This is a genomic window from Pseudogemmobacter bohemicus (genome assembly GCF_003290025.1).
Classification (GTDB): Bacteria; Pseudomonadota; Alphaproteobacteria; order Rhodobacterales; family Rhodobacteraceae; genus Pseudogemmobacter; species Pseudogemmobacter bohemicus.
This window is the reverse complement of record NZ_QNHG01000002.1, coordinates 998,499-1,025,261: the sequence shown is the minus strand read 5'-3', so window position 1 is coordinate 1,025,261 and position 26,763 is coordinate 998,499. Positions and strand designations below refer to the sequence as shown.

Below are 26,763 nucleotides of genomic sequence, written 5' to 3'. Positions count from 1 at the left end.
GGGTTTACAACACGTTCCTGCATCCGGACGCCGCCAGCCAGCCCCGGGCCGAACCCAATCCCGGCAAGATCGACCGCCTCTTCGCCAAGGCGGTCGAGCGCCGTACCCTGGGCCGTGCCGGTCTTTACATGCAGTCGCGCTTTCCCAATCGCGAACTGGCAAACGGGCGCACCGCCGCCGCCTATTCGATCTTCGAGGGCTTTGCCGAGCTGTTCGAGGATTTCGACACCTGGCTCTCGCGGGTCTCGGGCACCCGGGTGCATGGCCATCTCTTTGCGCCCGAACGCGTCGAATTCGCCGGCGGCGAGGCGATCTATAACGGATCCCTCAGCAATTCCGCAAAACTGCGCGATTACAACCCGCGCAGCTTTCTGACCAGCCTCGTCTGGAACACCCGCGGCGAGCGGCAGTGTTTCCAGTTCGGCCCGCGCGACAATCAGAAAATCATCCCCTTCATCACCGGCGATCCCCATGCGCAGATTTCGGTCATCTCCGGCGCTTTCTCGGTTCCCTTGTTCCAGTCAAACCTGAATTTCAGCGAGATCAGGGCCGAAGCGGCCCGGCTTCAGCGCATTGAGGCCGAAATGCTGACCCTCTTGCGCGCGCCCGATGTCAAGGCGCGGGTGCGGGTCTGGACTCTCGCGGAATTCGTCGAGAACCCAATGGAACCGCTGCAAATGATCGTTGATGAAATCAGCCCGCGCTCGCTCCGGCGCCTGACCGAGGTGCCACGCCTCAGGGATCTGACCGGTTTCGGCCAGTTCCTGCAAAACCTGCGCAATCAGGGCATGAAGCCCGAGCTGATGGGCGATTTCCCCGCCGGCGGCGAGATCCCCGGCCCCGGCAATCGCCGCCCGCGCCCCTATCTGGTGAAGTGACCGGCGATGAGCGATGCAAGGGCTGCGGCTTTGCCGCGTTTCACCTCATTCGTCATGCTGGCCGAGATGCGCACCGGCTCGAATTTCCTTGAGGCCAATCTGAATGCGCTGAACGGCGTCCGCTGCCTTGGCGAGATGTTCAATCCGAATTTCATCGGCGGCCCGAAACGCCACGAGGCCTTTGGCCATGATATGGAGGCGCGCGAAAAGGACCCGCTGGGCCTCCTTCGCGCCATGCATGAGCAGACCCCGGGCCTTTCGGGGTTTCGCTATTTCCACGATCACGATGCCCGCATCCTGCCCGCCGTGATGGAGGATGCTGCCTGCGCCAAGATCATCCTGACGCGCAATCCTCTGGAGAGCTATATCTCCTGGCAGATCGCGCGCGAGACCGATCAATGGCGGCTGTCAAATGTGAAGAACCTGAAAACCGCCCAGGCGGAATTCAATGCGTCCGGGTTTGAGGAGCATCTGGAAACCGTGCAGGATTTCCAGATCCGGCTCATGCATATGCTGCAGGTCTCGGGGCAGACCGCCTTCTATATTGATTATGAGGATATCAGCGATGTCGCCGTCCTGAACGGGCTGGCGGCCTGGCTCGGGGTCAGCTCCCGGCTTGAGGCGGTGGACAATTCTCTGGTCAAGCAAAATCCCGGCGCGCTTTCCGACAAGGTGCGCAATCCTGGTGACATGGAACAGGCGCTGGCGCGGCTTGACCGGTTCAACCTGGCGCGCACCCCGAATTTCGAGCCCAGACGCAGCGCGGGCGTGCCGTCCTTTATCGGATCAGACCGGGCCAGGCTGCTTTACATGCCGATCAAAGGTGGCCCCGTGCCGCAGGTCAGCGCCTGGCTGGAGGCGCTCGGCGATGTGACTGGCGATTTCACCCGCAAATCGCTGCGGAACTGGGAGCAGACCCATCCGGGAAACCTTGCCTTCACGGTGCTGCGCCACCCCCTGTTGCGTGCCCATACGGCCTTTCTCGACCTGATCGTTTCCGGCCGTCTGAAAGACCACCGCAATGCGCTGATGCGGGCGCATGGGGCCGATTTGCCGCCGAAAGGTGAGGGATTCGCCGATCCGGACCAGCATCGCGCCGCCTTCCTCGCCTTTCTGCGCTACGCGAAGCTTTCGGTGAACGGTCAGACCGGCCAGCGCGTCGATCCGCATTGGGCCAGCCAGAACGCGGTCCTGCAGGGCTTTGCCGGGCTGCGCAGCCCCGACCTGATCCTCCGCGAAGAGCGCCTCGCTTCCGGTCTTGGCTGGCTGTCCTCTGAACTCGGTTTCACCGCGCCGCCCTTCACCCCGGATCCTGAACAGGCCCGCGCATTGGCTTCTGTCTGGAGCGAAGAGCTGGATACCGCCGCCCAGGAGGCCTGGCCCCGCGATTACAGCGCCTTTGGTTTCAGCCGCTGGCAGGCGTGACGCTGCGCCTCTTGCCTCCGGGGAAGCCTCCGGCGGGGATGTTTAGAGGTTGTTGTGAAGTTTTAGTTTTATATCAGCATCTTGTCGTATCGAATTGCCGCAAGCTGGTGCACAGTTGTGTCACACATAATGCCGGCGAGACCTTTCTCCGCTCCCGATGGGGGTGAAATGAGGAAACATATTCATCTGTTCCGGCGCGGGAAGCCACCGCCCGGTTGCAGGCCGCCGGGCCGGATCAGGTCGATCTCGCGGCCCTGGATACCACGCGGTCGATGCTGGCGCGGGATATGGTTTCCGAGCCGCGCATGAAGCGGATCCCCCGCCGCATCAAGGCTTTCGGGGGCGCAGGCGACCGGTTGCCCGCCGCTGGTCTGCGGATCGCTGAGAAGCAAAAGCGCAGGCAACGCGGAACCCCTCCTGGCAAAACTTTCCCCGTCAGTCAGAACCCCTGTGCATCAGCTGTCACACAGCACTGGAGCACAGCAGGAACCTTGAAATCCATAAATATTTATATATTTCAATTATTTAAATGCAAGCCTCAGCCCTTTCCGGCGGGGATATTGAGAGACAGATGAAATCGGCATTCATCTGTCCTTAAATATCCCGGGGGGCCTCCGCAGGAGGCGGGGGCAGCGCCCCCTGCGACGCCCGCCAAAAGGATTGCCGCAGTTGACCCGCGCCGGGGGGATGATTAATTCCGGTCAGGCATAAGTCCGAGAGTGATCCAATTGGCCATCCATCTGCATCGACATGACCTGCCCGACGGGCTCGACCTTGGCGCGGTTGTCGCCATTGATACCGAAACCATGGGCCTTGACCCGCGCCGCGACCGGCTTTGTGTCGTGCAGCTCTCGGATGGCAAGGGCGATGCGCATCTGGTGCAGATCGCGCGCGGCCAGACATCTGCGCCCAATCTCGAACGGCTGCTGACCGATCCGGCGGTGCTGAAGCTCTTCCATTTCGGCCGTTTCGACATTGCCGCGATGAAGCGCGCTTTCGGCGTCACCACCGCGCCGGTCTGGTGCACCAAGATCGCCTCGAAACTGATCCGCACCTATACCGACCGGCATGGGCTGAAATATCTGCTTGCCGATCTGGTGGGCGTCGATGTCTCGAAACAGCAGCAGACCTCTGACTGGGGTTCAGAAACCCTGACCGAGGCGCAAAAGGAATATGCCGCCTCGGATGTGCTTTACCTGCACCGGCTGAAAGCGGCGCTTGAGGAAAAGCTGATCCGCGAGGACCGGCTGACCCTGGCGGAAAAGCTCTTCGCCTTTCTGCCGGTCAGGGCCGAGTTGGATCTTTTGGGCTGGGATGACCTGAATGACATCTTCCACCATTGACCCCGCCGCCCTGCTGGCCACCGGCCAGCGGGTGATCCGCCGCGAGGCCGGGGCGCTTGAGACGCTTGCGGGCTGCCTCGGGCAAAGCTTCAGCGATGCGGTGGCGCTGATCCTGCAGGCGCGGGGCCGGGTCGTCGTCTCGGGCATGGGGAAATCCGGCCATATCGGCAAGAAACTGGCCGCCACCTTCGCCTCGACCGGCACCCCGGCGCAATTCGTGCATCCGGCAGAGGCCAGCCATGGCGATCTGGGCATGATCGCGCCGGGCGATGTCATCCTGATGCTGTCGAATTCCGGTGAGACGCCTGAACTGGCCGATATGCTGGCCCATGCCCGCCGCTTTGGCATTCCGCTGATCGGCATCGCGGGCCGCGAGGGATCGACCCTTCTGCGCGAGGCCGATGTGGCACTCCTTTTGCCCACGGTGCCCGAGGCCTGCGAGACCGGCATCGTGCCGACCACCTCGACCACGATGACACTGGCGCTTGGCGATGCTCTGGCGATCGCATTGATGGAACACCGCCAGTTCACCCCCGAACATTTCCGCACCTTCCATCCCGGGGGCAAGCTGGGGGCGAAGCTGCTCAGGGTGCGCGATCTTATGCACCGCGAGCCGCCACTGATCGCCCCCGGCACCGGCATGCCCGAGGCGCTGATCGCTATGACCCGCGCCGGATTCGGGGTGGTCGGGGTTGGCGGCGCGGATCGCCACTTGCAGGGGATCATCACCGATGGCGACCTCAGGCGGCATATGGAGGGGCTGTTGACCCTCAGCGCCGCCGAGGTGATGACCACAAACCCCCTGACCGTCGCGCCCGAGACCCTGGCCGTCGAGGCGCTGGCCGTGATGAATGAACGCAAGATCACCTGTCTGATGGTCGCCGGCTCAACCGGGCTGGCCGAGGGAATCCTGCATATCCATGACTGCCTGCGCGCGGGCCTGGCCTGAAACCGGAGGACGGATGCCGAGGATCGACCGACATTCCCGGCTGGTCGGCTGGCTGAAAGTGGCGCTGCCGCTTTCGGCGCTGGCGCTGCTGTCGACGCTGTTCCTGCTGGCAGACCGCATCGACCCGAATGCCGCCATCCGCTATGCCGAGGTCGATGTCGAGGACCTCGCCCGCGACCCGAGAATGACGGCGCCCACCTATGCCGGCACCACGTCGGACGGCACCGCGATCACCATGACCGCCAGCGCCGCGCGCCCCGCCAATGGCACCCGCACCGCCGGCGCCAGCGATGTGGTGGTGCGCCTCGACATGCCAGGGGGCGGCAGCACCGATATCCGCGCCCTTGATGCCGAACTTGATACCGGCTCCGATCAGCTGAGGCTGTCGGGCGGGGTCGAGATCGAGACCTCCTCGGGCTACCGCGTGGTGACCGACCGGCTGAATACGGCGCTGGATCGCTCGGGCGCGGCGAGCGAAAGCGCGGTCACCGCCACCGGCCCGCAGGTTACCATCGACGCCGACAGCTTCACCCTGACGCATCAGGGTAACAGCGGCGGCGCCTCTCCTTATCTTCTGGTTTTCTCGGGCTCGGTAAAGCTGGTATATGAACCGGGCGGATCAGGCCGCGAAACGGATATGCCATGACACCGATTGCCCGCCTCTTGCTGTCGCTGCTGCTTGCGCTGGCTGTACCGCCTGCCTTTGTGCAGCCCGTATCCGCGCAGGAGGCCACGATTTCCTTTGGCCCCATGACCCAGGACACAAGCCTGCCGGTCGAGATCAAGGCCGATACGCTCTCGGTGAACAATGCCGATGGTTCGGCGGTGTTTACCGGCAATGTGCTGGTGGGCCAGGGCGAAATGCGCCTGACGGCGGCCGAGGTGCGGGTTGAATACGCCGCCGACAGCCGGGCGATTCGCCGCCTGTATGCGACCGGCGGCGTAACCATCGCCAGCGCGAAGGATGCCGCCGAATCGCGTGAGGCGGTCTATGAGATCGACACCGGCCTCGTGGTGATGACCGGCGATGTGCTGCTGACACAAGGCGCAAGCGCGCTTTCCGGGCAAAAGCTGACGATCCGGATGAAATCCGGCACCGGGGTGATGGAGGGGGGCGTCTCGACCACCTTCCTGCCGGGCGCCAACTGATGGTTCTCGCCGATAATGTGAAGACTGAGGCGAAAGCAGCAGAGGCGGCGCCTTCGGGGCTGCAAATCCGCAACCTGAGGAAAAGTTACAAGAAACGACCGGTTATCCGCGATGTGACGATGGATCTGCGGCGGGGCGAGGTTGTGGCGCTGCTGGGCCCCAACGGCTCGGGGAAAACGACATGTTTCTATTCCATCGCCGGGCTGATCACCCCCGAAGGCGGTCAGGTACTGATCGACGGGCGCGATGTGACGCCTTTGCCGATGTATCGCCGGGCGCGGCTGGGGATCGGCTATCTGCCGCAGGAAGTCTCGATCTTCCGCGGCCTTTCGGTCGAGGACAATATTCTTGCCGTGCTGGAAATCGCCCATCCCGACCGCCATAAACGGCGCGAGCGGCTGGAGGAACTCCTGTCGGAATTCTCGATCACCCATCTGCGTCAGGCGCCCGCCCTGGCGCTGTCGGGGGGCGAGCGCCGGCGGGTCGAAATCGCGCGCTGCCTCGCTGCAGATCCGAAATATCTGCTGCTTGACGAGCCCTTCGCGGGCGTCGACCCGATTGCAGTGAATGAGATCCGCCATCTGGTCCAGGACCTGAAATCGCGCGGCATCGGCGTGCTGATCACCGACCATAACGTCCGCGAGACCCTGAGCATCATCGATCGCGCCTATATCCTGCATGACGGCAAGGTCCTGATGTCCGGCACCACCGACGAAATCGTTAAGGACGAGACCGTCCGGCGCGTCTATCTCGGCGAGAATTTTCGTATGGTCTGAACCATTTGGGCGGTGCGACACCGGGTTCGCACCGATTCTGTTGACAGGCCGCGCGCGCTGTCACCAAATGGTCATATGAGCGCAAGCATTGCCCACCGTGAGAGAGGTCAGGGCGGCCGTAACAGGCCCCGCCATCTTGCGGTTTCTCCCCTCCATATCCAGATCGGAAAGACGACCCCACAGCCGACATGTCTTTGAAGACCCGGGTTTCGTGACCGCATGTTCACCGACCCGGCCCAGAAAGCAGAGGAGATATCATGCGCTACCAGATCAGCGGCAAACAGATCGACATCGGGGAGGCCCTGACCACCCATGTCAAAGCCGAAATCGGCGAGTTGATCGAAAAATATGCGCAGCGTGCCACCGATTGCATGGTGGTTTTTTCGCGCGCCGCCCATGAATCCGTCTGCGAGACGACGATCCATCTCGCCACCGGGCTGAATGTTTCGGCCAAAGGCAATGCTGCGGAAATCTATGCCGCCTTTGAAAGCTGCCGCGAGCGGCTGGACAAGCAGGTGCGCCGCTACAAGCGTCGGTTGCGCAACCATCACGCTGATCGCAAGGCCCCGGTTGAATTCGGCGCGGCCTCGTCCTATATCCTCGCCCCATCCGAGGAATACGAGGATGCCGAGCCAGAGACACTTGCGCCGGTCGTGGTTGCCGAGATGGAGACGAAGATCCCTTCGATCACCGTCGGCGAGGCCGTGATGCAGATGGAACTGGCGGGGCAGAAGATGCTCGTGTTCAGAAACGAAGGCCATGGGGGCGTGAACGTGGTGTATCGCCGTGAAGACGGCAACATCGGCTGGATTGACCCTCGCAACAGCAGGTGACGGGCTGACGCCCCCCTGCATGACCACAGGATTTCTGCTTTCTCATGGAACTTTCCAGTCTTCTCGTCCCCTCAGCCGTCCGCGTGGTCGGCCAGTTCACTTCGAAGAAACGTCTCTTCCAGGAGTTGGGGGAAATTGCGCAATCGGCCTGGGGAATACCCGCCGATCCGGCGGTGGACGGGTTGCAGGAACGTGAGACGCTGGGTCCGACCGGCGTGGGGCATGGCATCGCTTTGCCCCATGCGCGGATCGAGGAACTCGACCGCATCGCCGGCATCTTCATCCGGCTGGAAAAGCCGCTCGATTATGATTCTGTCGACCGCCAGCCGGTCGACCTGATCTTTTGTCTGCTGGCGCCGAAAGATTCCGGCGTCGACCATCTGAAGGCGCTGGCGCTGGTCAGCCGCACCATGCGCGACCAGAGCGTGGTGTCGAAACTGCGCTCGAACACCGATCCGGCCAAGCTGCATGCGATCCTGATCGAAGCACGCAGCACGCAGGAAGCGTGAATCGCCGCCCCCGGCCGGGGTTTCACCCCCGGACCCCCAGAGTATTTTCATCAAGAGGAAGGAAGCTGACTTCCTCTTGACTTAAATACTCAAACTTTCTGCCATCAGCCAAAGCGATCCCGCAGCAGATGTTTCTCGATTTCAAGAATCACCAGAGAAATCACTCCCAGTGCGATGATCAGCAGCCCGTCTGCGAAGCTCAGCGGTCGTGAGCCGAAGACCCCCTGCATCAGCGGCATATAGGTGAAGGCAAGTTGGGCCAGGATCACCACGGCGACCGCCGCCAGGACCGGGCCGGTGCCTTTCACCCCTGTCATGGTGAAGGAGGTCATATGCAGGTATCTGACATTGAACAGGTAAAATATCTCCAGAACCACCAGCAGATTGACCACCATGGTGCGGGCGGTTTCCAGATCGTGCCCCTGGCCCTGTGCCCAGAAAAACAGGCTCAGTGAGAACAGCGTGAAGAGACCTGAGACAAAGAAGATCCTCCAGATCAGGAAGGGCGTCAGCAGCCCCTGATCGGGCCTGCGCGGCGGGCGGCGCATCACCCCGGGCTCGGGTGGCTCGAAGGCGAGGGCAAGGCCCAGGGTTCCTGCGAGGATCAGGTTGATCCAAAGGATCTGCACCGGCGTCATCGGCATCGCGAAACCGAACAGGATTGCCAGCGCCACCGCCAGCGCCTCGCCGCCATTGGTGGGCAGCGTCCAGCCGATCACCTTGCGGATATTGTCATGCACGGTGCGGCCCTCATGCACCGCCGCCACCACCGAGGCGAAATTATCATCCATCAGCACCATGGCCGAGGCTTCTTTCGCGGCCTCGGTGCCCTTGATCCCCATACTGATGCCGACATCCGCCTGTTTCAGCGCCGGCGCGTCATTCACCCCGTCACCGGTCATCGCCACCACCCGGCCCAGCGATTGCAGTGACTGGACGATGCGCAGCTTATGTTCGGGCGAGGTACGGGCGAAGACATCCGTGCGCCGGACCGTTTCGGAGAAATCCGCCCCGGGGATGCTGTCAAGCTCCTGGCCGGTCATCACCACCGGCTGATCGGCAAGATCCAGCTGACGCGCAATGGCGCGCGCGGTTGCGCCATGGTCGCCGGTGATCATCTTCACGGCGATGCCCGCGCTGCGACATTCGGCAATGGCCTGTTTCGCCTCGTCGCGCGGTGGGTCAATAAAACCGGCAAGGCCGAGGAAACCGAGCCCGCTTTCCAGATCGGCAAAGCCGATCGCATCGGTCCCGGTCGGCACCGCTTTGATCGCGAAACCAAGCACCCTTTCGCCCTCGGCGGCGGCGGCCTCGATCCGGGCGGTCCAGGGGCTGTCAGGTGGCTCATCGCAGAGCGCCAGCAGCCGCTCGGGCGCGCCTTTGACCAGGATCACCCGCCCCCGGCCCGGCAGATCGTGAAGGCTCGCCATCAAGCGATGACGCGCGTCAAACGGGATCAGGCCGAGGCGCGGCGCAGCGGCGCGTTCGGCCTGCGGCTCCAGCCCGGCTTTCAGCGCCAGCGTCAGCAGCGCGCCCTCCATCGGATCGCCACCGACCCGCCAGGTGCCCGGGTGCAGCACCGCGTCATTGCACAGCAAGCCGCACAGGATCAGATCGCGCGCCACGCCGCTGGCCTCGATCCGGTGCTTGCCGGGATCATAGCCGGCACCCTCTGTCAACTGGCTGGCGTCAGCCGTCACCAGCCGGCGCACCGTCATCTCGTTGCGGGTCAGGGTCCCGGTCTTGTCCGAACAGATCACCGAGGTCGCCCCCAGCGTCTCGACCGCCGGCAATTGCCGGATCACCGCGTGACGGGCCGCCATGCGGCGCACACCGATCGCGAGGGTGATGGTGATCACCGCCGGCAGGCCCTCGGGCACCAGCCCCACCGCCAGCGCCACCACCGCCATCAGCGCCTCATCCCACGCAAAGCCCCGCAGCGTGACCGCGAAGAGAAACAGGATCAGCGCCGCCGCAAAGGCAAAGCCGGAAAAGCGCCGGCCAAAGCCGTTGATCTGGCGCAGAAGCGGCGTCTCCAGCGTGTCGACCGCCGCCAGGAGCCCGCTGATATGGCCGATCTGGGTCGCGGCTCCGGTTGCGACCACCACGCCCTGCCCGTGGCCCGTCGCGACCAGTGTGCCGGAAAACGCCATGGAATGCCGGTCGCCGGGCGGAGCATCGGCGGCAACCGGCGCGGTGGCCTTTTCGCTGTTGAGCGATTCCCCGGTCAGGATCGCCTCGTCTATGGTCAGATGACTGGCCTCAGTCAGGCGCAGATCGGCCGGCACCCGGTCGCCCGCCTCGATCAGCACGATATCGCCGGGCACGATCTCTTCCGCCGGGACCGCATGGCGGGTGCCGGCCCGCAGCACCGCCGCCTGGGGCGAGATCATGGCGCGGACGGCGTTCAGCGCCTCTTCGGCCTTGCCCTCCTGCAGATAGCCAACGACGGCATTGACCAGCACCACCGCAAGGATCACCCCCGCATCGACCAGATGCCCCAGCAAAAGCGCCGCCAACGCTCCGGTCAGCATGAACCAGATCAGGGCATTGCTGAATTGCGACAGCAGCCGGGCGAGGTGACCACGCCGCCGGCTCTGGGCCAGGGCATTGGGGCCGAAACGCTCCAGCCGGCGCCGCGCCTCGGCAGGGTCAAGCCCTGAGGGCCCGCTTTGCAGCGCGGTCAGCACTGCGACCGCCGCCTGAGAATGGGCCGCCTGCACATCGGGCTCCTCTGCCGGCGCGCGATGCGCCCTTGCTGCCTCTGCCGCCATGAAGACCTGCCCTTTCGCTGTGTTGCTGTCTCTGCCTGCCGCCCTGCCCGACCGGCAATTCGCGCAAGATTCAACCCTGGCGGGAGAAACCCACCCTGTCTTTGATCCTGATCAGAACTGCGGCACCGGAGGATCGGGCCAGCGAGCCACCCCGCCAGGCAAGGCACCCCTGATCACATCCTGGTGCAATCCTGGTCACCCTGGGTAACAATCTCCTGACCCATGGCCGTCCCCGGGCCGGGAAACCATGGAAAAGGTGACCTTTTCTCGCTGAATTTGGCTGTTATGGGGTTGTAATCCAGGGCCTCTATCTCCCATTTTGGAAACAGCTTCCCCCGGAAACGATCCGAGACCTGTCAGCCATGACAGGGGAGTGGCCACAGCCGACCCGACGCGGTCGCGGCCCGTGGTGTTTCGGAGCGCGCTGAAGGGGCATGAAAGGAGAGACGGCAACAGAATGATCGAGCAGAACCTGATCCTCATTCTCGTGTTGCTGCCGTTTCTGGCCGCGATTGCTGCGGCCACGCTGCCGGTGAATTCGCATGGCGCGGCGGCCTGGGTTTCCGGCCTCTCGCTGGCCGGGGGGCTTGTGATCCTGATCACGCTTTATCCGCAGGTCTCGGAGGATGAGGTGGTGCGCAGCCTGGTGCGCTGGCTGCCGATCCTGTCGATCAACCTGAATTTCCGGATGGATGGTTTCGCCTGGATGTTCACCTTCATCGTGCTGTCGATCGGCATTCTGGTGGTGATCTATGCGCGATTCTACCTGGCGAAAACCGATCCGGTGCCCCGGTTTTACAGCTTTCTGATGGCTTTCACCGGCGCAATGGTCGGGATGCTCCTGTCCGGGAATATCCTGATGCTCGTGGTGTTCTGGGAGCTGACCTCGATCATGTCCTTCCTGCTGATCGGCTACTGGCACCAAAGCCAGTCGGCCCGCGACGGCGCCCGAATGGCGCTGATCGTGACGGCAGGGGGCGGTGTCGCGCTGACAGTCGCCATGCTGGTGCTGGGCCAGATCGTCGGCGGCTATGACCTGGATCTGGTGCTGCGCTCGGGTGAGATCATCCGCAATCACGCGCTTTACCCGCTGGTGCTGGTCTTGTTCCTGATCGGCGCCTTCACCAAATCGGCGCAGTTTCCGTTCCATTTCTGGCTGCCGGGTGCCATGGCGGCGCCGACGCCGGTTTCGGCCTATCTGCACTCCGCCACCATGGTGAAGATGGGGGTCTTCCTGCTGATCCGCTTCCAGCCCTCGCTGGGGGCCACCGATCTGTGGTTCTGGCTGGTCGGCGGCATCGGGATGCTGACCTTCACGCTTGGCGCGGTGATCGCGCTGTTCCGCCATGATCTGAAGGGCATGCTGGCCTATTCCACGATCAGCCATCTGGGCCTGATCACCGCGCTTGCAGGAATGGGGAGCGAGGCCGCGATCATCGCCGCCATTTTCCACATCGTAAACCACGCGGCCTTCAAGGCGTCTTTGTTTATGACCGCCGGCATCATCGACCATGAGACCGGGACCCGCGATCTGCGCAAACTCTCGGGTCTCAGAAAGGCGCTGCCGGTTACCTTTGTTCTCACGGTTATTGCATCCGCCGCGATGGCGGGGGTGCCGCTTTTGAACGGGTTCATCTCGAAAGAGATGTTCCTGGCCGAGACCATTGCCTCGCATGGCGGCAATATACTGGACAATGCCCTGCCCTGGATCGCCGCTTTCGCCTCGGTCTTCTCGGTCGCCTATTCGCTGCGGCTGGTGATGGAGGTTTTCTTCGGCCCCGAGGCCCAGAATCTGCCCAATGAACATGTGCATGAGCCGAAGCACTGGATGCGCTTTCCGGTCGAGCTGCTGGTGGCGGTCTGTGTGATCATCGGGGTTCTGCCCTGGCTTGCGGACCCGATCCTGAATGTCGCGGGCCGCGCGGTGCTGGGGCCAGATATGGCCGTGGCCCGTGTGGCGATCTGGCACGGCTTCAACACGCCCCTGATGATCAGCCTCTTCGCGCTGGCCGCCGGCACGGCGCTCTGGGTCACCGCGCGGGGCCGGATCAATGCCGGACCCGAAGGCCCGCCGGTCCTCTACCGCATCCGGGCGCAGAAGGTCTATGAATGGCTTTTGCTGCGGCTGACCTGGGTCTGGCCGCGCGCGCTGCACCGACTGTTCGGGACCGAGCGTCTGCAGACTCAGCTGAGGCTGCTGGTTGTCCTTGGGATTTGCGCCGCTGCCGTCGCGATCTGGGGCGGGCTTGCCCCGGCAGAGAAGCGGATCGGGAATGACCTTAACCCGGCCTTCGCCATCATGTGGCTGGTTGGAGGCGCCTGTGCCATCGGGGCGGCCTGGCAGGCGAAATATCACCGGTTCGCGGCCCTTGTGCTGCTGGGCGGCGCCGGGCTGATCACCTGCGTCACCTTCGCCTGGTTCTCGGCGCCGGATCTCGCGGTGACGCAGCTGGTGGTTGAAATCGTGACGACGGTTCTTCTGCTGCTGGGGCTGCGCTGGCTGCCGAAGCGGCGCGAGGAGATTGCGGGCGACGATCTGCTGATCGCCAAGGCGCGGCGCGGACGCGACCTGATCATCGCAGCGATTGGCGGCGGCGGTCTGGCGGCGCTGGCCTGGGTGGTGATGACCCGGCCCCTGGTGCCGAATATCGGCGACTGGTTCCTCAGGAACGCCTATTACGAGGGTGGCGGCACCAATACCGTCAACGTGATCCTCGTCGATTTCCGTGCTTTTGATACTTACGGCGAAATCACGGTTCTGGCGATTGTCGGCCTGACGGTCTATGCGCTCCTGCGCCGTTTCCGCCCCGGATCGGAGTCGATCAGCGCGCCCGAGCAGCAACAGGGCTATGCCGCTGACCGGCTTGAGAATTTCATACTGATTCCTTCGGTGATCATGCGCTGGATGTTCCCGGTCACCCTGGTGATCGCGGCCTATCTGTTCCTCCGCGGCCATGACCTGCCGGGGGGTGGCTTCTCGGCGGGCGTTACCGTCGCGATTGGTCTCTTGCTGCAATATATCGGCTCGAATGTGCGCTGGATCGAGGCGCGGATCATCATCCTGCCGATCCGCTGGATGGGTATTGGCCTGTTGATTGCGACCGCGACCGGGATCGGCGCCTGGCTCTTTGGCTATCCGTTCCTGACCGCCCATGCCCGCTATCTCGACATTCCGCTGATCGGCAAAGTTCCGATGGCAACTGCAATGCTCTTTGACCTTGGCGTCTTCCTCGCCGTCGTCGGTGCGACCGTGCTCTTGCTGATCGCGATTGCCCACCAGTCCCTGCGCGCCGCGCGTCTGCGGGAGCTGGAAGAGGAAAAGGCCGAAGAAAAAGCCACGAAGCAGAAAGGAGCCGCCTGATGGAAATCGTGCTTTCCGCCGCCATCGGCGTCTTCGCCGGATCGGGCATCTGGCTCTTGCTGCGGCCGCGTACCTTTCAGGTTATCGTCGGGCTGATCCTTTTGTCCTACGCGGTCAATATCTTCATCTTCTCGATGGGGCGCCTGACCATCGGCAAGCCCGCGATCATGCCAAAGGGCGGCTGGGTCAACGCCGCCGAATATGCCGACCCGCTGCCCCAGGCGCTGGTGCTGACTGCCATCGTGATCAGCTTCGCCACCACGGCGCTGTTTCTGGTGGTGATGATCGCCTCCAAGGGTCTGACCGGCACCGACCATGTCGATGGCCGCGAACCCTACCGGAGCGGTGAGACCAAATGATGCTTGCGACTGAACACCTGATCATTGCCCCGATTCTGATCCCGCTGATCGCGGGCGCCCTGATGCTGCTTTATGATGAGAGCCAGCGGAAGGCGAAGCTGGGCATCTCGATCGGCGCGACCATCGCGCTGTTGTTCGTCGCGATCGAGCTTCTGAACCGCTCCAAAGGTTCGCCCCTGTCGGGTGGCAATGAGATCAGCTTTTACCTCCTGGGCGACTGGGCGGTGCCGTTTGGCATCATCCTGGTGCTGGATCGCCTGTCGGCGCTGATGCTCTTGCTGGTTTCGCTGCTGGCGATCCCGACGATGATCTATGCCGGGGCGAACTGGCACAAACAGGGCCAGCATTTCAACTCGATGTTCCAGTTCCTGCTGATGGGGCTGAATGGCGCGTTCCTGACCGGTGACCTTTTCAATCTTTTCGTGTTTTTCGAAGTGCTGCTGGCGGCGTCTTACGGGCTTTTGCTGCATGGCTCCGGCCAGGTGAAGGTGCGCGCCGGGATCCATTACATCGCGATGAACCTTGCGGGATCTTTGTTCTTCCTGATCGGGGTCGCACTGATCTATGGCGTTACCGGCACGCTTTCGATGGCGCATCTGTCGCAGATGGTGGTGAATATCCCCGAATCCGAGCGGCCTCTGTTCCATGCCGGCGCCGCTATCATGGGGATGGCCTTCCTGGTGAAGGCGGGGCTCTGGCCTTTGTCCTTCTGGTTGCCGATCACCTATATGGCCTCTGCCGCGCCGGTTGCCGCGATGTTTTCGGTGATGACCAAGGTGGGGGTCTATGTGATCCTGCGCCTTTCCATGCTGTTCTTCGGCCTTGGCGCCGGGGCTTCGGCCGGGTTTGGCGCCGAGGTGCTGATCTGGGGCGGCATGGCCACCATGGTTTTCGGGATGCTGGGCGTGTTGGGCAGCCAGAGCCTTGGCCGCATGGCGGCGCATCTTGTGCTGATTTCCTCGGGCACGGTGATCGCGGTGATCGGCCTTGCCCTGTCGGGGGGCGGCACGTCGATGCTCTCGGGCGCGCTTTACTACATGGTGTCCTCGACTCTGGCGACGGCGACACTCTTCCTGCTCATTGAACCGATGAGCCGCGAGGAAGGCGGAATCGCCGCCATGCTGGCGCTGACCGCCGATGCTTACGGGCTGGAGAAAGACGAGGACGAGGACGAAGAGGTCGGCCTTGCCATTCCCGGCACCATGACCATTCTCGGCCTCAGTTTCGGCGTCTGTCTGCTGGTGCTGGCAGGGCTGCCGCCCTTGTCGGGCTTTATCGGCAAGGTGGCGATCCTGTCGGGGATGCTGGGTGTTGGCGGCTTGCCGCCTTATCTGACCTGGACCTTCCTGGCCGTCCTGATGATCTCGGGCTTTGCAACCATCCTCGGTCTGGTGCGGATCGGGATCCAGACTTTCTGGGCCTCGGATTCGAAACCGCCCAAGGTGCTGGCGATGGAATTCGCGCCGGTTATCCTGCTGGTCCTCTTCATCGCCGCCATCACGGTGCGGGGCGATTCCGTGCTGCGCTATACCGACGCCACCTCGCGCGCTCTGCATGACCCGCTGATCTATTCCGTCGGCGTTTTCTCGTCCCGCCAGACCATCGGGACAGAGGAGGACGAATGACCCGGCTCTTCCCGCATCCGCTGCTGACCGCCGCGCTGACGCTCGTGTGGCTTTTGCTGACCAGCTTCTCGCTGGGCCATCTGATCCTTGGCGCTGTAGTGGCCGCCCTCGCCTCGCGCGCTTTCGCCGCCATCGAGCCGGAGCGGGTAAAGGTGCGATCCCCGAAGTCACTGGTGAAACTCTTCTTCATCGTCGGCCTCGACATCATCCGGTCAAACTACGCGGTGGCCCGGCTGATCCTGACGGGCGGACAACATGGCAAGCGGCGCTCGGGCTTTGTCGAGATCCCGCTGCAACTGCGCGACCCGGCACCGCTGGCGCTGCTCTCGATGATCGTCACCGCGACACCGGGCACCGCCTGGGTGGAATATGACGAAGAGACCGGCACGCTTTTGCTGCATGTCTTCGACATGATCGAGACCGATGACTGGGTGAAGCTGATCGCCATTCGCTATGAGACCCTCTTGCTGGAGGCCTTCCCGAGATGAGCGCTTTCATCATGTCCGCCGCACTGAGCTATGCCCAGATCGCCCTGGCGCTGGCCGCCTGCCTGGGGGGCTTTCGCCTGCTTTACGGGCCGCGCGCCCAGGACCGGGTGCTGGGGCTGGATACCTTCTATGTCACCGCGATGCTCTTGTTTGTGGTGACCGGCATCCGCGTCGGCTCGCCGTTCTTTTTCGAGGCCGCGATGGTGATCGGGGTTCTGGGCTTTGTCGCAACCGTGTCGCTGGCGAAATTCCTGATCCGGGGCGAGGTGATCGAATGACCTATCTCGAAACGCTCCCCGCCTGGATCGCGATTCCGGTAGCCTTCTTCCTGGTTCTGGGGGCGACGCTGACGCTTTTGGGCGCCATCGGGCTGGCACGGCTGCAAAGCTTTTACGACCGCCTTCATGCGCCGACGCTGGGCACCTCATGGGGCGCGGCGGGGATCCTGCTGGCCTCGATGATCCTTGTCAGCTGGACGGAAGGCCGGGCGGTTCTGCACGAGCTGGTGATCGGGATCTTCCTGATGGTCACCACGCCGGTGACGCTGATGTTCCTTGGCCGCGCCGCACTGCACCGCGACCGGATCGAGGGCACCCCCGGCATCCCCGGCGCGGTGGAGCGGTCAGACGTGCCGATCGGCCCCGTCTCGCCTCCCGAGGGCGAGACCGCCTTTGCCGATCCGGCCGAGGCCCCCGGAGAAGGTTGACAGAGAAGGCAGACGGCGAGGGCTGAGCGCCGGTTGCAGCCACAAATGACAAAGGGCAGCCCCGTCAGCGGCTGCCCTTCTGCATTGTGATACGGAAGATCCGAAACTGTCTGGCCTTGCTGCGTGGCGCGGGTGGCTGTTTGCTGCCTGCTGCGAAACTGGCGGGAGGGTTTGGCTGCCTGGCTGGCATGACCATCGAATGCGGTCATCGCTTGCGTGGAGGCCGGAGCCGTATCTTTCCGACTGACTGGACGATCCTGGTGGCTGGCCGGGTGGCGATAAGCTGCCCTGGCGCGCTGCCGTCATCTTGCTGGCGGGAATTCTGTCGAGAGCTGGCTGACCCTGGCGCTTTGGCTAACGGCTGGCTTGCTATCGTTGAGAATCGTTCTAAACCGAAAAATCGCATCCGTCAATAAAAAATTGAATGGATTCAAATAGTTGACTATTTTACTTGGGTGTTCTTGGTAAAGCGATTTTGTCGGAAATGCCGACAAGCCCATCCCTTTCCCCCACCCGGCCCGCCTCTTGCGGCCAGATACCGTCACATCTTTGAAACCTTACAGTTATGCCGCCGATACAAAGGCACACTAGGCAGGCGGCATCTGACACCAGACCCGGCCCCGGCCAATCCCGGCCAGGGCGGGCCAAGCGGAGATCGTCGCAATGACTCTCATCAACCGTCGTTCATTCGTCCGGGGCGCCGCCGTCGCCTCGCTCGCGGCACCGCTGGTGTCGCGTGGCGCCCTCGCCCAGGGGTCCTCGGGTACGGTCAATGTCTTTGCCTGGGCGGGCTATATCTCGGACGACCTGCTGGCCGCTTTCGAGAAAGCCACCGGCATCAAGGCGGTCTACACGCCCTATGGCACCAATGACGAGCTTCTGAACCAGATGCGCGCTTCGAACGGCACCGGCTATGACATCATCTGGCCGGCTGTGGACCGCGTTCCGAACTATGTCGAATTCGGCCTGCTGAAAGAAATCGACGATTCGAAGGTCGACTGGGACAAGTGCCTGCCCTCGGCCGCGAAATCCTCGGAAGTGCTGGGCGCCGTGGTTGACGGCAAGCGCTACCAGGTTCCGACCGACTGGGGCACCGAGGCGCTGGCTTTCGACACCAATGACAATCCGCTGACCTATGGCACCGCCTCTTACGGCGATATCTGGAAGCCGGAATCGGCTGGCAAGGCCACCGTTCGCGGCCATTCGGGTCTTGTTGGCCTGGCGCTGTGGATGGAGCAGGAAGGCAAGCTGCCGCATCCCTTCCTCGACAGCTACAAAGACGAAGCGATTATGAAGGCCAATTTCGACGTGATCCTTGCCGAAGCCATTGCCCGCAAAGGCAATATCATCCAGTTCTGGTCGAATGAGAACGAAGCCCAGGGTGCCTTCCGCACCAATGGCGCCAAAATCGGCCAGACCTGGGACAGCTCGGCCGCGACTTTGGCGAAAGAAGGCCTGCCCGTCGGCTTCGTCGCTCCGAAAGAGGGCGCGCTGGCCTGGATGGAAGGGATCTCGATCCCGACCGGTGCCGTGAATATCGACCAGGCCTATGCCTTCCTGAACTTCATGCTGACGCCGGAAGCCGGCGCGCTTTACGCCAACCACACCTCGATCAACTCGACCGCCGTGGGCGCCGAAGCGTATCTGTCGGATGCCTCGAAAGCCTTCTTCGCAGCCGCCTATCCGGGCGATGCGCTGGAGAAACTGTGGTGGTGGCCGATCCAGGAAAACTGGTATGTGAGCCTGCGCAACGAATACCAGGACAAGTTCCTTTCGGCCTGACCTGCCGGCTGAAAACCCGCTGCGGCGCGCCTCCCCGCGCCGCAGTTTCCCGTTGCTCCAATACTGTGAGACCCCCATGTCGCATTCGGTCGAGCTGATCGACGTTGAACAGGCTTTCGGCGATGTGAAGGCGGTTCACCACTTCTCGGCCCATATCGCCGGGGGGGAGTTCTTTTCGATCCTTGGCCCCTCGGGCTGTGGCAAGACCACCCTGCTGCGCCTGATCGCAGGCTTTACCGAGCCGACAAAGGGCCGCGTCCGGATCGGTGACAAGGATATGGCCGGCATCCCGGCCGACCGCCGCCCGACCGCGATGATCTTCCAGTCGCTCGCACTTTTCCCGCTGATGCCGGTCTGGGAGAATATCGCCTTTGGTCTTGAGGCGCGCGGCGTCGCCAAAGCGCAGCGCCGCAAACGCGCGGAAGAGCTGCTCGATCTGATCGCGCTGCCGGGTTACGGCGACCGCATGGTGCATGAGCTTTCGGGCGGTCAGCGCCAGCGGGTCGCCATCGCCCGCGCGCTGGCGGTGGAGCCGCAGGTTCTGCTGCTTGATGAGCCGCTTTCCGCGCTGGACCTGAAACTCCGCCAGCATATGCGGGCCGAGTTGCGCGCTTTGCAAAAGCGCACCGGTGTCACCTTCATCTATATCACCCATGACCAGTCCGAGGCGCTGGCGATGTCGGACCGTGTCGCGGTGATGAGCGCCGGCATCCTGCAGCAGATTGCCACCCCGCAAGAGCTATACGCCAATCCCGCCACGCCCTTCACCGCCCGTTTCGTCGGCGAAACCAATGATCTCACCGGCACGTTACGCGGGCTGGAGGCCGGTCTAGCCACCATCGCCACCACGGCGGGCCGCTTTACCGGCCGCACCGGGCTGGGGCTGGAGGATGGCGGCAGGGCCACCATCTTCATCCGCCCTGAATCCATGTCCCTGAGCCGGATCGAGATGCCGAACAGCCTCAGCGCGAAAGCGGTCTCGCTGGAATATGAGGGGGCGGTTGCGATCCTGCGCGCGGTCTCGGACCATGGGCAAGAGCTGCTGGCGACCATCCCGAACCGCAATCTGGCCGACGCCCCGCAGCCCGGCGAACAGATCTGGCTGAGCTTTGCCCCGCAGGAAGCCCTGGTGCTGGCCGATGCGTGAAATGATCAGACGGTTCGGCCCGGGTCTGGGCGGGTTCTTCCTTGCGCTCGTGGCTTTGTGGATCATCGGCATGGTGCTGGCGCCCAATCTGATGATGCTGAATTTCTCGCTGAAGCCGAACCTCTTCCCGGCGGATATCGGCGGGCCGAAAGACGTCTATACCGTCTCTAATTACACCGCGCTTTTCGGCGACAGCGTCCACCGGTCGATCTTTCTGAAAACCGTCTGGGGATCGGCGCTCGTCATGCTGGCGACGCTGGCGATCACCTATCCGCTGGCCTTCTGGATGGCCAAAGTGGCGTCCCTGCGCGGCGCCCGCGCCATGCTGACCCTGCTGATCATCCCGTTCTGGATCAACGAGGTTTTGCGCACGCTGGCCTGGTTCATCATTCTCTCTTTCAACGGGCCGCTGAACGCCTTCCTGCTGGGACTCGGCCTGATCGACGCACCGGTGCGCTGGCAGGGCGATTTCGGCGTGCTGGCGGGGATGGTCTACGCCTATATCCTCTTCATGCTCTTCCCGATCTACAATTCGATCTCGACGCTGGAAACGGCGCAACTTGAGGCGGCGAAGAACCTTGGCGCGTCGGGCCTCCGCATCCACTGGCGCATCGTGATCCCGCATGCCAAGGCCGGGATTGCGACGGGCTGCGTCTTCACCTTCATGCTGGCGGCAGGGTCTTATGTGGCGCCGGCGCTGCTGGGATCTCCCGGCAGCCGCTGGTTCACCGAAATCATCTATAACTGGTTCTTCGAGGGCGGAAACTGGAACCGGGGCGCGGCCTATGCGCTGATCCTGCTGGTTCTGTGCATGGCGGTCGTCATGGTCACGCTGAAGCTGTTCCGGGTCAATCTGGCGGATGTCGCAAAATGAGCAAACCCCGTCCTGTCACGCCCCTCGACCGCCTGTCGCGCGCTTTGCCGAAACTGCTGTTCGCAGCCTATCTGACACTGTTCCTGGCCTATCTGTTCCTGCCACTGGTCATCATGTCGGCAGCGACCTTCAACACCTCGAAATTTCCGACCGTGACGCCCTGGCTTGGCACGACGCTGGGCTGGTTCCAGGAGCTGTGGAACGATGCCGCCATGTGGAAGGCTTTGTGGCTTTCGCTCGGAATCGGCCTTGCGGTCGTGGCATTCGCGCTGCCGGTCGGCACGGCGGCGGCTTTGTTCCTTACCAGCCTGAACGCGCGGGCGCGGGGGATTTTCTACGCGGTGATGGTGTCGCCCCTGCTGACGCCCGGTGTCGCCATCGGCATCGCCACGCTGATCCTCTGGCGCCAGGCCGGGATTGCGGGCGGCACCTTCCTGATCGTGCTGGCCCAGGCGACCTTTATCACCGCTTACGTCATGCTGATGGTGGTCGCGCGGCTGCAAAGGTTCGACCGCACCCAGGAGGAAGCCGCGCTTGGCCTTGGCGCCTCGAAAGGGCTGATCTTCCGCCGGATCCTGCTGCCCTTCCTGAAACCGGCACTGATCGCGGCGGGGTTCATCGCCTTCCTGCAATCCTTTGAAAACTATAACACGACGCTGTTCGTGCGCGGCACCGATACGCCGCTGACGGTCTATATCGCGACGAAGGTGCGCACCGGGCTGACGCCGGCGGTGAATGCGCTGGCGCTGATCCTGATCGCGCTGACGCTGGTGACCGCGCTGGTGATGGAGCTCAATCGCCGCCGCAAAGAGGGTTAAGCCAGCGCGGCGGCGATGCGTTCCGCCAGCCGCCGCGCGACCTGGTCCTTTGGCATACGGGGCCAGGTCTCGGCCCCCTGGTCCGAGATCAGCACGACGGCATTCTCGGTCCCGCCCATGATCCCGGTCGCTGGCGAGACATCATTCGCCACGATCCAGTCACACCCTTTCCTGAGCCGTTTCGCGGTGGCGTGTTCCACCACATTGGTGGTCTCGGCGGCAAAGCCGACCACCAGGCGCGGGCGTGGCGATCCCCTGGAGACGCCCGCCAGAATATCCTCATTCTCGGCAAATTTCAGCGCAGGCAAGCGGCCGGAGGTATCCTTCTTAATCTTTTGCGCGCCCTGGTTGGAGACGCGCCAATCCGCGACTGCCGCCGCCATCACCGCCGCATCGGCGGGCAGGCCCGCCTTCACCGCGAGCGCCATCTGCGCCGCCGTCTCGACACGGACCACATCCACCCCCTGGGGCGGCGGCACAGTCGCCGGCCCGGTCACAAAGGTCACCCTGGCCCCCAGATCGCGCAGCGCCGCCGCAATCGCCGCCCCCTGCGCGCCTGACGAGCGGTTCGCGATATAGCGCACCGGGTCAATCGGCTCATGCGTCGGGCCCGAGGTCACCAGCACATGTTTCCCCGCCAGCGGCCCGCCGCCCAAAGCCGCCTCAATTGCCGCAAAAATCACCCCGGGCTCTGCCAGCCGGCCGGCACCGAATTCGCCGCAAGCCATCTCGCCCTGATCCGGACCAACCACCAGCACACCATCCCCCTGCAAAGTCGCAAGGTTGCGCTGCGTCGCCGGGTGGTGCCACATCCGCACATTCATCGCCGGTGCGATCAGCACCCGCTTGTCGGTCGCCAGCAGCACGGTCGAGGCCAGATCATCCGCCCGCCCGGTGGCCATCTTCGCCATCAGATCGGCGGTCGCCGGCACCACCACCAGCAGATCGGCGGCGCGGGACAGCTGAATATGGCCCATCTCGGCCTCATCGGTCAGATCGAACAGGTCCTGATAATGCCGCTCCCCGGCCAGCGCCGACAGGGACAGGGGCGTCACGAATTCCGCCCCGGCTTTCGTCAGCACCGGCGTAACCGAAGCGCCCGATTTTTTCAAAAGCCGCACCAGCTCCAGCGCCTTATAGGCGGCGATGCCACCGCCCACGATCAGAAGAATGCGTTTTCCGGCCAGCATGATGCGCCCCCTGTTCCGGTTGAAAACTTACGGTGCGCGGTGCCGGAACTCAATCACCCCCGCTGGCAGTCCGGGAGACCCGCGCTATAGTCGCGCCATGATAGAGCTTCCTCCCCTCACCCTGATCACCGGCGGCGCCCGTTCCGGCAAATCCGCCTTTGCCGAGCGTCTGGCCTTCGGCTCAGGCCTGACACGGCGCTATATCGCCACCGCCCAGGCCTTTGACGCCGAGATGGCCGCGCGTATCCGCCAGCATCGCGAAGACCGCGGCCCCGAATGGGAGACCTTCGAGACGCCCTTCGATGCCGCCCCCGCCGTCGCCGCCGCGCCCGTGGGCAGCGTGACGCTGTTCGATTGTGCGACCTTGTGGCTGACCAACCATCTGCTGGCGGAGAACGATCTGGCACAGGAAACAGAGGTGCTGCTGATCGCACTCGCAGCCGCCAGAGGCCCGGTGATTATGGTGACGAATGAGGTGGGCCAGGGCATCGTGCCCGGTGACGCGCTGTCCAGGCGGTTTCGCGATGAACAAGGGCGGCTGAACCAGCGCCTCGCGCGCGAGGCCGGGCTGGTCGTCGCGGTGATGTGCGGGCTGCCGCTGGCACTGAAGGGCGCTCTGCCCGAAGATCTGCCGGAGGGGGGGATGGCATGAGCCGCTTCTGGCTGGTGCGCCATGGCCCGACCCATGCGAAGGCGATGGTTGGCTGGACCGATATCCCCGCCGATCTGTCGGATCATGCGCAGATCGCGCGGCTGAACGCGCATCTGCCGAATGTGCCGGTGGTGTCCTCGGATCTGTCGCGCGCCATCTGCACCGCCGATTGCCTGGCGCCCCGCCGGCGCCTGCCGCATGAGCCGGACCTGCGCGAGATCCATTTCGGCGCCTGGGAAATGAAAACCTGGGCCGAGGCCGAGGCCTCCGACGCCGCCCTGATCCACGCCTTCTGGGAAGAGCCCGGCCCCATCCGCGCGCCCGGCGGCGAAAGCTGGGATGACCTGACCACCCGCATCGGCACCGTGCTGAACCGGCTGTCGCAACAGGCCGATGAGATGATCATCGTCGCCCATTTCGGCGCCATTCTGGCAGCGGTTCAGGTCGCAGGCGGGTTTTCTGCGGCCGAGGTTCTGTCGCATAAGATCGACAATCTTTCAGTGACCCGGATCGGCCTTGCCCCGGGCCTTGTCCATCGGATCAATCACATTCCGTGATGAAATCCCGCACAAATCAGTGTTTCCCTTCGCTGGCCGCCACCTCCAGGCTGCATCGCGAAGGAGACCCGAGATGACTTACAATCTGGTGATCGGCGACCGTTCCTATTCCAGCTGGTCGCTGCGCGGCTGGCTTTTATTCGATGCCTTCGGCCTGCCCGTCTCGCTGCAGCGCGCCCGTCTTTACAGTGATGAACTGCCGCGCCTGCTGGCCGATTTCGCCCCCGCCCGCACCGCACCAACCGCACGGATGCCCGAAGGAACCGTGGTTTCGGAAAGTCTCGCCATTGCCGAGGAACTGGCCAGCCGCCACCCTGACGCCGGGCTCTGGCCCGCCGATCCCGCCCGTCGCGCCACCGCACGGATGCTGGCGGCCGAGATGCATGCCGGTTTCGGCGCGCTGCGCGATTACTGCCCGATGAACCTGCGCGTCTCTTATCAGGATGCCGCGCCGCCCGAAGCGGTTTTGCGCGACCTCGCCCGGCTTGAGGTGATCTGGGATCATGCCCGCCAGGTCTGCGGCGGGCGCGGCCCATGGTTTTGCGGCGACTACTCGGTCGCGGATGTGTTTTTCGCCCCGGTTGCGGCGCGGATCGCAGGGTATAATCTGCCAGTCGGCGCCGCGGCCAGTGCTTATGTCAACGCACATCTGGCGCATCCCTCGTTCCGGCGCTGGCGGGCGATGGGCCTTGCAGAGGGTGCCGATCAGCCGGTCTACCGCCGCGATTTTCCGCGCCGCGACTGGCCCGGTCCGGTGCCGCTGGCCGCAAAAGCCGTCTCTGGCACCGAGGCCGAAAACCGCGCCTGCCCCTATTCCGGCAAGCCGGTCACCGATGTGCTGGAGATCGCCGGCCGGCGCTTCGGGTTTTGCAATCCCTTCTGTCGCGACAAGACGGTGGCCGATCCCGAGGCCTGGCCCGCTTTCATGGCGCTGTTCCGGGGCGGTGCAGCCTGAGCGTCGCTGTTCGGCGCCCCACGCAACCGGATGTCAGACCTCAGGCGTTAACCTTTCGCTAACCAGTTTTCGCGCAGGCTGGGCCCCGACCGGCAAGGGGAGCGCGCATGATCGCCAGTGCCTATAGCGTGGCTTTTGAAGGGGTTGAGGCGCGTCTGGTCGAGGTGCAATGCGCGATCCAGGGCGGGGCTGCGGCATTCAGCCTGGTCGGTATGGCCGACAAGGCCGTGAGTGAGTCGCGCGAAAGGGTGCGCAGCGCGCTGCAATCCCTGTCCATCGCGCTGCCGAACCGCCGCATCACCATCAACCTCTCACCGGCGGATCTGCCGAAAGAGGGCAGTCATTTCGACCTGCCAATCGCGCTGGCGCTGCTGGCCGCGATTGACATCCTGCCGCGCGACGAGGTGGCGCGGGTGCTGGCGCTTGGCGAATTGTCGCTGGACGGAAGGCTGCTGCCGGTTGCCGGCGCCCTGCCGGCGGCGCTTGCCGCCGCCGAGGAGGATTGCGCGCTGCTCTGCCCGCTCGGCTCGGGAGCCGAGGCCGCCTGGGTCGGCGCAACCGAGGTGATCGCCGCCGCGTCGCTGGCCGATGTCGTGCGCCATTTCACCGGCCAGGCGGTGCTCGCGCCACCCCGCGCCGGCGAGGTCCGCCGCAGTGCCCCGGCCCCCGACCTGCGCGAGGTAAAAGGGCAGGAGCGCGCCAAACGCGCGCTGGAAATCGCCGCCGTCGGGCGGCATCACCTGTTGATGACCGGCACGCCGGGCTCGGGGAAGAGCATGCTGGCCGCCCGGCTGCCGGGTCTCTTGCCCGATCTGAGCCCGGCCGAGGCGCTGGAAACCTCAATGATCCATTCGCTGGCCGGGTTGCTGAGCGGTGGCATCTCGCGCGAGCGCCCCTTTCGCACCCCGCATCACACCGCTTCGATGGCGGCTATGGCGGGCGGCGGGCGTGGTGCCAGACCCGGTGAAATCAGCCTGGCCCATAACGGCGTGCTGTTTCTGGACGAATTACCCGAATTTTCGCGCAGCGTGCTGGAAGTGCTGCGCCAACCCATCGAGACGGGGGAAGTCTCGGTCGCCCGCGCCAATGCCCATATCCGCTATCCAAGCCGGTTCCAGCTGGTCGCCGCCGCCAATCCCTGCCGCTGCGGCTATCTGACCGATCCCTCCCGCGCCTGCGCCCGGGTACCGGTTTGCGGGGCGGATTACCTCGGGCGGATCTCCGGCCCGCTGATGGACCGCATCGACCTGCGAATCGAGATGCCGCCGGTCACCTTCACCGATCTCGACCTGCGGGCGAATGGCGAAAGCTCGGCCGTGGTTGCGGCCCGGGTGCTGCGCGCGCGAAAGATCCAGTCGGACCGGCTGGGACAGGAGGGCCGGACCAATGCCGACCTCGCCGGCGAGGCGCTGGAACGTTTTGCCAGCCCCGATGCCGAAGGCCGCGCCCTGATCGGGCTGCTGGCCGAACGGATGGGACTTTCGGCGCGCGGCTATCACCGGCTGCTGCGGGTGGCGCGCTCAATTGCCGATCTGGATGGCAGCGACGCAGTGCGCCGCAACCATATTGCCGAGGCGGCCTCTTACCGGCTCACCCCCGGCGCGCTCGGATAG

26 protein-coding genes are annotated in these 26,763 nt (G+C 64.0%); 23 read left to right on the top strand and 3 right to left on the bottom strand.

Annotated elements, in window-relative coordinates; genetic code table 11:
- Both DRF71_RS12810 and DRF71_RS12805 read left to right on the top strand, forming a co-directional pair.
- Positions 1-878, top strand: an 878-nt coding sequence (locus DRF71_RS12810; protein ID WP_456300088.1) for a DUF5927 domain-containing protein, incomplete at its 5' end; no start/stop codon positions are given.
- A 6-nt stretch (positions 879-884) separates the two neighbouring features.
- Positions 885-2,303: a sulfotransferase family 2 domain-containing protein gene (locus DRF71_RS12805; protein WP_112310892.1), complete on the top strand. Its 1,419-nt coding sequence runs from the start codon at positions 885-887 to the stop codon at positions 2,301-2,303.
- Positions 2,304-2,485: 182 nt separating this feature from the next.
- Here the strand turns inward: DRF71_RS12805 and DRF71_RS12800 are convergent, their stop codons facing one another.
- Complete coding sequence (locus DRF71_RS12800; protein WP_112310891.1) at positions 2,486-2,707, bottom strand: hypothetical protein; 222 nt, start codon at positions 2,705-2,707, stop codon at positions 2,486-2,488.
- Between the two features lie 324 nt (positions 2,708-3,031).
- Between DRF71_RS12800 and DRF71_RS12795 the strand changes: the two genes are divergently transcribed.
- From DRF71_RS12795 to DRF71_RS12765, 7 genes are all read left to right on the top strand, one after another.
- Entirely contained in the window at positions 3,032-3,646 is a 615-nt protein-coding gene (locus tag DRF71_RS12795; protein ID WP_112311305.1) for a ribonuclease D, read from the top strand.
- On the top strand, positions 3,627-4,595 hold the full coding sequence (locus DRF71_RS12790) for a KpsF/GutQ family sugar-phosphate isomerase (protein ID WP_112310890.1): 969 nt from the start codon (positions 3,627-3,629) through the stop codon (positions 4,593-4,595). Before DRF71_RS12795 ends, DRF71_RS12790 begins: the two co-directional genes overlap by 20 nt.
- 13 nt (positions 4,596-4,608) lie before the next feature.
- Positions 4,609-5,241 carry an LPS export ABC transporter periplasmic protein LptC gene (lptC, locus tag DRF71_RS12785; RefSeq protein WP_112311304.1) on the top strand — a complete coding sequence of 211 codons (633 nt, stop codon included), beginning with the start codon at positions 4,609-4,611 and terminating at the stop codon, positions 5,239-5,241.
- On the top strand, positions 5,238-5,744 hold the full coding sequence (locus tag DRF71_RS12780; protein ID WP_112310889.1) for an LptA/OstA family protein: 507 nt from the start codon (positions 5,238-5,240) through the stop codon (positions 5,742-5,744). The genes lptC and DRF71_RS12780 overlap by 4 nt, the downstream gene beginning before the upstream one ends.
- Complete coding sequence (gene lptB / locus DRF71_RS12775; RefSeq protein WP_112310888.1) at positions 5,744-6,520, top strand: LPS export ABC transporter ATP-binding protein; 777 nt, start codon at positions 5,744-5,746, stop codon at positions 6,518-6,520. Before DRF71_RS12780 ends, lptB begins: the two co-directional genes overlap by 1 nt.
- 257 nt (positions 6,521-6,777) lie before the next feature.
- Complete coding sequence (gene hpf / locus DRF71_RS12770; RefSeq protein ID WP_112310887.1) at positions 6,778-7,353, top strand: ribosome hibernation-promoting factor, HPF/YfiA family; 576 nt, start codon at positions 6,778-6,780, stop codon at positions 7,351-7,353.
- Positions 7,354-7,397: 44 nt separating this feature from the next.
- Entirely contained in the window at positions 7,398-7,862 is a 465-nt protein-coding gene (locus DRF71_RS12765) for a PTS sugar transporter subunit IIA (RefSeq protein WP_112310886.1), read from the top strand.
- Positions 7,863-7,966: 104 nt separating this feature from the next.
- Here the strand turns inward: DRF71_RS12765 and DRF71_RS12760 are convergent, their stop codons facing one another.
- Positions 7,967-10,636: an HAD-IC family P-type ATPase gene (locus DRF71_RS12760; RefSeq protein WP_112310885.1), complete on the bottom strand. Its 2,670-nt coding sequence runs from the start codon at positions 10,634-10,636 to the stop codon at positions 7,967-7,969.
- A gap of 457 nt (positions 10,637-11,093) precedes the next feature.
- Between DRF71_RS12760 and DRF71_RS12755 the strand changes: the two genes are divergently transcribed.
- The 10 genes from DRF71_RS12755 to DRF71_RS12710 all read left to right on the top strand — a co-directional run bounded on the left by DRF71_RS12755 (position 11,094) and on the right by DRF71_RS12710 (position 21,796).
- A complete protein-coding gene (locus DRF71_RS12755) occupies positions 11,094-13,997 on the top strand; it encodes a monovalent cation/H+ antiporter subunit A (protein ID WP_112310884.1) in 2,904 nt (967 codons plus the stop codon).
- On the top strand, positions 13,997-14,356 hold the full coding sequence (locus DRF71_RS12750) for a Na+/H+ antiporter subunit C (RefSeq protein ID WP_112310883.1): 360 nt from the start codon (positions 13,997-13,999) through the stop codon (positions 14,354-14,356). The genes DRF71_RS12755 and DRF71_RS12750 overlap by 1 nt, the downstream gene beginning before the upstream one ends.
- A complete protein-coding gene (locus tag DRF71_RS12745) occupies positions 14,356-15,981 on the top strand; it encodes a monovalent cation/H+ antiporter subunit D (protein ID WP_232831485.1) in 1,626 nt (541 codons plus the stop codon). The genes DRF71_RS12750 and DRF71_RS12745 overlap by 1 nt, the downstream gene beginning before the upstream one ends.
- Positions 15,978-16,469 carry a Na+/H+ antiporter subunit E gene (locus DRF71_RS12740; protein ID WP_112310881.1) on the top strand — a complete coding sequence of 164 codons (492 nt, stop codon included), beginning with the start codon at positions 15,978-15,980 and terminating at the stop codon, positions 16,467-16,469. Before DRF71_RS12745 ends, DRF71_RS12740 begins: the two co-directional genes overlap by 4 nt.
- On the top strand, positions 16,466-16,747 hold the full coding sequence (locus tag DRF71_RS12735; RefSeq protein ID WP_112310880.1) for a K+/H+ antiporter subunit F: 282 nt from the start codon (positions 16,466-16,468) through the stop codon (positions 16,745-16,747). The genes DRF71_RS12740 and DRF71_RS12735 overlap by 4 nt, the downstream gene beginning before the upstream one ends.
- Positions 16,744-17,175 (top strand): monovalent cation/H(+) antiporter subunit G, encoded by a 432-nt coding sequence (gene mnhG, locus DRF71_RS12730; protein WP_112310879.1) that lies wholly within the window; start codon positions 16,744-16,746, stop codon positions 17,173-17,175. Before DRF71_RS12735 ends, mnhG begins: the two co-directional genes overlap by 4 nt.
- Positions 17,176-17,838: 663 nt before the next feature.
- Positions 17,839-18,957, top strand: a complete 1,119-nt coding sequence (locus tag DRF71_RS12725) for an extracellular solute-binding protein (protein WP_112310878.1) — start codon at positions 17,839-17,841, stop codon at positions 18,955-18,957.
- 76 nt (positions 18,958-19,033) lie between these two features.
- On the top strand, positions 19,034-20,104 hold the full coding sequence (locus tag DRF71_RS12720) for an ABC transporter ATP-binding protein (RefSeq protein WP_112310877.1): 1,071 nt from the start codon (positions 19,034-19,036) through the stop codon (positions 20,102-20,104).
- Entirely contained in the window at positions 20,097-20,978 is an 882-nt protein-coding gene (locus DRF71_RS12715; protein WP_112310876.1) for an ABC transporter permease, read from the top strand. The genes DRF71_RS12720 and DRF71_RS12715 overlap by 8 nt, the downstream gene beginning before the upstream one ends.
- A complete protein-coding gene (locus tag DRF71_RS12710; protein WP_112310875.1) occupies positions 20,975-21,796 on the top strand; it encodes an ABC transporter permease in 822 nt (273 codons plus the stop codon). Before DRF71_RS12715 ends, DRF71_RS12710 begins: the two co-directional genes overlap by 4 nt.
- Here DRF71_RS12710 and coaBC read toward each other — a convergent pair.
- A complete protein-coding gene (gene coaBC / locus DRF71_RS12705; protein WP_112310874.1) occupies positions 21,793-22,986 on the bottom strand; it encodes a bifunctional phosphopantothenoylcysteine decarboxylase/phosphopantothenate--cysteine ligase CoaBC in 1,194 nt (397 codons plus the stop codon). The two genes, DRF71_RS12710 and coaBC, sit on opposite strands and share 4 nt — an antisense overlap.
- Before the next feature lie 97 nt (positions 22,987-23,083).
- Between coaBC and cobU the strand changes: the two genes are divergently transcribed.
- The 4 genes from cobU to DRF71_RS12685 all read left to right on the top strand — a co-directional run bounded on the left by cobU (position 23,084) and on the right by DRF71_RS12685 (position 26,763).
- Positions 23,084-23,638 (top strand): bifunctional adenosylcobinamide kinase/adenosylcobinamide-phosphate guanylyltransferase, encoded by a 555-nt coding sequence (cobU, locus tag DRF71_RS12700; RefSeq protein WP_112310873.1) that lies wholly within the window; start codon positions 23,084-23,086, stop codon positions 23,636-23,638.
- A complete protein-coding gene (locus DRF71_RS12695) occupies positions 23,635-24,195 on the top strand; it encodes a histidine phosphatase family protein (RefSeq protein WP_112310872.1) in 561 nt (186 codons plus the stop codon). Before cobU ends, DRF71_RS12695 begins: the two co-directional genes overlap by 4 nt.
- Before the next feature lie 73 nt (positions 24,196-24,268).
- The gene (locus DRF71_RS12690) at positions 24,269-25,150 is read left to right on the top strand and encodes a glutathione S-transferase N-terminal domain-containing protein (protein ID WP_112310871.1); all 882 of its coding nucleotides are present in this window, start codon (positions 24,269-24,271) and stop codon (positions 25,148-25,150) included.
- 107 nt (positions 25,151-25,257) lie between these two features.
- Positions 25,258-26,763 carry a YifB family Mg chelatase-like AAA ATPase gene (locus DRF71_RS12685; protein ID WP_112310870.1) on the top strand — a complete coding sequence of 502 codons (1,506 nt, stop codon included), beginning with the start codon at positions 25,258-25,260 and terminating at the stop codon, positions 26,761-26,763.

Excerpts from the sequence above, each read along its gene's own strand:
- DRF71_RS12745 (WP_232831485.1), top strand. The coding sequence starts at position 14,356 with ATGCTTGCGACTGAACACCTGATCATTGCCCCGATTCTGATCCCGCTG.
- mnhG (WP_112310879.1), top strand. The coding sequence starts at position 16,744 with ATGACCTATCTCGAAACGCTCCCCGCCTGGATCGCGATTCCGGTAGCC.
- DRF71_RS12780 (WP_112310889.1), top strand. The coding sequence starts at position 5,238 with ATGACACCGATTGCCCGCCTCTTGCTGTCGCTGCTGCTTGCGCTGGCT.
- DRF71_RS12790 (WP_112310890.1), top strand. The coding sequence starts at position 3,627 with ATGACATCTTCCACCATTGACCCCGCCGCCCTGCTGGCCACCGGCCAG.
- hpf (WP_112310887.1), top strand. The coding sequence starts at position 6,778 with ATGCGCTACCAGATCAGCGGCAAACAGATCGACATCGGGGAGGCCCTG.
- DRF71_RS12695 (WP_112310872.1), top strand. The coding sequence starts at position 23,635 with ATGAGCCGCTTCTGGCTGGTGCGCCATGGCCCGACCCATGCGAAGGCG.
- DRF71_RS12765 (WP_112310886.1), top strand. The coding sequence starts at position 7,398 with ATGGAACTTTCCAGTCTTCTCGTCCCCTCAGCCGTCCGCGTGGTCGGC.
- DRF71_RS12760 (WP_112310885.1), bottom strand. The coding sequence starts at position 10,636 with ATGGCGGCAGAGGCAGCAAGGGCGCATCGCGCGCCGGCAGAGGAGCCC.
- DRF71_RS12725 (WP_112310878.1), top strand. The coding sequence starts at position 17,839 with ATGACTCTCATCAACCGTCGTTCATTCGTCCGGGGCGCCGCCGTCGCC.
- DRF71_RS12735 (WP_112310880.1), top strand. The coding sequence starts at position 16,466 with ATGAGCGCTTTCATCATGTCCGCCGCACTGAGCTATGCCCAGATCGCC.
- DRF71_RS12720 (WP_112310877.1), top strand. The coding sequence starts at position 19,034 with ATGTCGCATTCGGTCGAGCTGATCGACGTTGAACAGGCTTTCGGCGAT.
- lptB (WP_112310888.1), top strand. The coding sequence starts at position 5,744 with ATGGTTCTCGCCGATAATGTGAAGACTGAGGCGAAAGCAGCAGAGGCG.
- DRF71_RS12690 (WP_112310871.1), top strand. The coding sequence starts at position 24,269 with ATGACTTACAATCTGGTGATCGGCGACCGTTCCTATTCCAGCTGGTCG.
- DRF71_RS12755 (WP_112310884.1), top strand. The coding sequence starts at position 11,094 with ATGATCGAGCAGAACCTGATCCTCATTCTCGTGTTGCTGCCGTTTCTG.
- DRF71_RS12685 (WP_112310870.1), top strand. The coding sequence starts at position 25,258 with ATGATCGCCAGTGCCTATAGCGTGGCTTTTGAAGGGGTTGAGGCGCGT.
- coaBC (WP_112310874.1), bottom strand. The coding sequence starts at position 22,986 with ATGCTGGCCGGAAAACGCATTCTTCTGATCGTGGGCGGTGGCATCGCC.
- cobU (WP_112310873.1), top strand. The coding sequence starts at position 23,084 with ATGATAGAGCTTCCTCCCCTCACCCTGATCACCGGCGGCGCCCGTTCC.
- DRF71_RS12710 (WP_112310875.1), top strand. The coding sequence starts at position 20,975 with ATGAGCAAACCCCGTCCTGTCACGCCCCTCGACCGCCTGTCGCGCGCT.
- lptC (WP_112311304.1), top strand. The coding sequence starts at position 4,609 with ATGCCGAGGATCGACCGACATTCCCGGCTGGTCGGCTGGCTGAAAGTG.
- DRF71_RS12715 (WP_112310876.1), top strand. The coding sequence starts at position 20,097 with ATGCGTGAAATGATCAGACGGTTCGGCCCGGGTCTGGGCGGGTTCTTC.
- DRF71_RS12750 (WP_112310883.1), top strand. The coding sequence starts at position 13,997 with ATGGAAATCGTGCTTTCCGCCGCCATCGGCGTCTTCGCCGGATCGGGC.
- DRF71_RS12740 (WP_112310881.1), top strand. The coding sequence starts at position 15,978 with ATGACCCGGCTCTTCCCGCATCCGCTGCTGACCGCCGCGCTGACGCTC.
- DRF71_RS12805 (WP_112310892.1), top strand. The coding sequence starts at position 885 with ATGAGCGATGCAAGGGCTGCGGCTTTGCCGCGTTTCACCTCATTCGTC.